This is a genomic window from Arthrobacter sp. (genome assembly GCF_031988865.1).
GTDB lineage: Bacteria > Actinomycetota > Actinomycetes > Actinomycetales > Micrococcaceae > Arthrobacter_B.
Map to the genome: position 1 here is coordinate 1 of NZ_DALZXY010000175.1, position 2,066 is coordinate 2,066.

Below are 2,066 nucleotides of genomic sequence, written 5' to 3' on the forward strand. Positions count from 1 at the left end.
GCAGGATCGGCTTCCGGCGCGGCGGCGTCGGCCCGGAGCCGTTCAATGTAGGGGGTGGGTGCGGCGTATTCAGAATTGCGCAGGATTTCGCGGGACAGGGAGAGATCGTGGCTGCGTTCCACGGTGATTCCGGCCTGCAGCAGTTTGCCGTAGGTCTCCCGGCTGCGGTCCCAGACCCACCGGACCGGCTGGTTTTCCGCGGCCGCCCGCGCCTGTGGCCCGGCGGCGTCGGCGGCCTGCAGCACCCAGGAAGCGGGGGTGGCAGGTGCCGGGGCGATGACTATGTACACCTCCCTATTCTCGCGTGTCCAGCAACGGGCACGGACAAGGCCTCGCCGGGCGGGAGGGAATGCGGACAGGATCGGTCCGCAAGGCGGCCGCGGCCGTGACACTTCCCCTCCACAGGAGGACGGAGAGCGGACGGACACGTCCGCAGGGTTCACAGGTCGGGCTCAGTCGGCCCGCGGGCGTTCCCCGCGCGGCAGATTGGGGACATGACGGACACCATGCTCTGGCTCCCCGAACGGCAGCGGCGATCGCTGCCCCCGCACCCGCCCCCGGAGCGCGGGGTGGGGCCGGGGCCGGGGGTGGGCGCGGGGGTGGCGGCGGACACCAGAAGTGCAGAAACCCTGGTGCTGGTCCGCCCCGCCGAACAGCGGCTGCAGGATGAGGCAGCGCGGGTGGCCGTCGCCGCAGGTGTGGAACTGATTCTTGCCGAGGACCTTCCCGCTGCGCTTCGGCAGCCGCACGGCATGCTGCTTCTCGCGGCGGACAGCCTGGTCAGCGACGGGCGTTCGCTGGCTGCACTGCGGAACGTCGAAACCATCTGCATCGGATTTGAGTCCGACCATCCCTGGGCCCACGCTGCTCGGTTCGGCGTGGACCGGGTCGTGGTCCTTCCGGAGGGCGGGGCGTGGCTGGCGGAATATCTCGCCCGCAGAAATGGGCCGAGGGGAAGCGTCGTGGGCGTCGCCGGTACCTTCGGCGGTTCGGGTGGATCGACTCTGGGGTGCCTGCTCGCGCAGGAAGCCGCCTCTCAAGGCTTCAGTGTGCTGCTCGCTGATGCGGATCCTTCAGGCGGGGGACTCGAACACCGGCTTGGCGCGGGTGGCGCTCCCGGCCTGCGCTGGAAGGACCTGGCTGAGGTCCGTGGAACGTTGAATCCTGCCCAGCTCGTGCCGGCCCTGCCCGCAATCGGCGGGTTCTCCCTGCTGACGCATCCCGCAGGAGAACCGCCACCACCGGGCATGGACCATGAGGTGCTCCCTGCGGTCCTGCAGGCGGCGCGGGCAGGGTTCGAGCTGACGCTGCTGGACCTCGGAGCCTGCCCTCCTGCCCGGGCGCCAGCGCTGGAGCAATGCGACGCGGTGCTCGCAGTCCTGGCAGGACGAGCACAGTTACTGCTGGCTGCCCGGTCCTGGTGGGCCTCCCTCGGGGGAAGCGTCCCGAACACCTTTGCCGTCGTCCGGGGCCCGCTGGGTGAAGGGCTGGATGAAGTCCGCGTTTCCGAGGTGCTGGGCATGCGGCTGGCCGGATACGTGCCCTGGGTGCGGGCCCTCAGTTCCGCCGCGGACACCGGACGGCTACTGGAACTGCGGCGGCACAGGCTTCGTTCCGCAGTTGCCCGGATCCTCCGGGAAATCGAGCCGGCACTGCCGGGGACCCTGTGACAGCGGACAGGGCCGGCAGGAGCGCCAGGCACACCCTGGCCGATACCTACGGAACTGATCCGGGCAGTGCGAACCTGGTCAGCCAGGTCCGTGCCGAGGTCCTGGCCGGTAACGCTCCGGTCACCGGAGCCACCCTGGCTGAAGCCGTGTACTCCAGCGGACGCCTGCTTGGTTCGGAAGGCGGGCTGCGGGCGGTGGACCGGGTCCGCGCCGACCTTCAGGGGCTCGGTCCGCTGCAGCCACTGCTGCTGCGCCCGGGCGTGACGGACATACTGGTCAACGGTCCTAACCAGGTATGGACGGACAGTGGGCACGGCCTGGAACGGACCACCGTCCGGTTCGCCGCGGATGCGGAGGTGCAGGCACTGGCGACCAGGTTGATTGCGGCCGGCGGGG

At 70.4% G+C, this 2,066-nt stretch carries 1 protein-coding gene and 2 pseudogenes; 2 read left to right on the plus strand and 1 reads right to left on the minus strand.

The features are described from left to right. Positions 1-290 (minus strand): annotated as a pseudogene (locus tag RTN46_RS16950) (bifunctional 3'-5' exonuclease/DNA polymerase); the annotation flags it as partial. A gap of 204 nt (positions 291-494) precedes the next feature. Between RTN46_RS16950 and ssd the strand changes: the two are divergent. Together ssd and RTN46_RS16960 are read left to right on the plus strand one after the other, a co-directional pair. Then, positions 495-1,670, plus strand: coding sequence for a septum site-determining protein Ssd (ssd, locus tag RTN46_RS16955; RefSeq protein WP_312183219.1), 1,176 nt, complete (start codon positions 495-497; stop codon positions 1,668-1,670). Next, a pseudogene (locus RTN46_RS16960) lies at positions 1,667-2,066 on the plus strand (secretion system protein E); the annotation flags it as partial. The gene ssd and the pseudogene RTN46_RS16960, both read left to right, overlap by 4 nt.

Bases quoted from the DNA above. Each gene is read 5' to 3' on its own strand.
- ssd (WP_312183219.1), top strand. From the start codon at position 495: ATGACGGACACCATGCTCTGGCTCCCCGAACGGCAGCGGCGATCGCTG.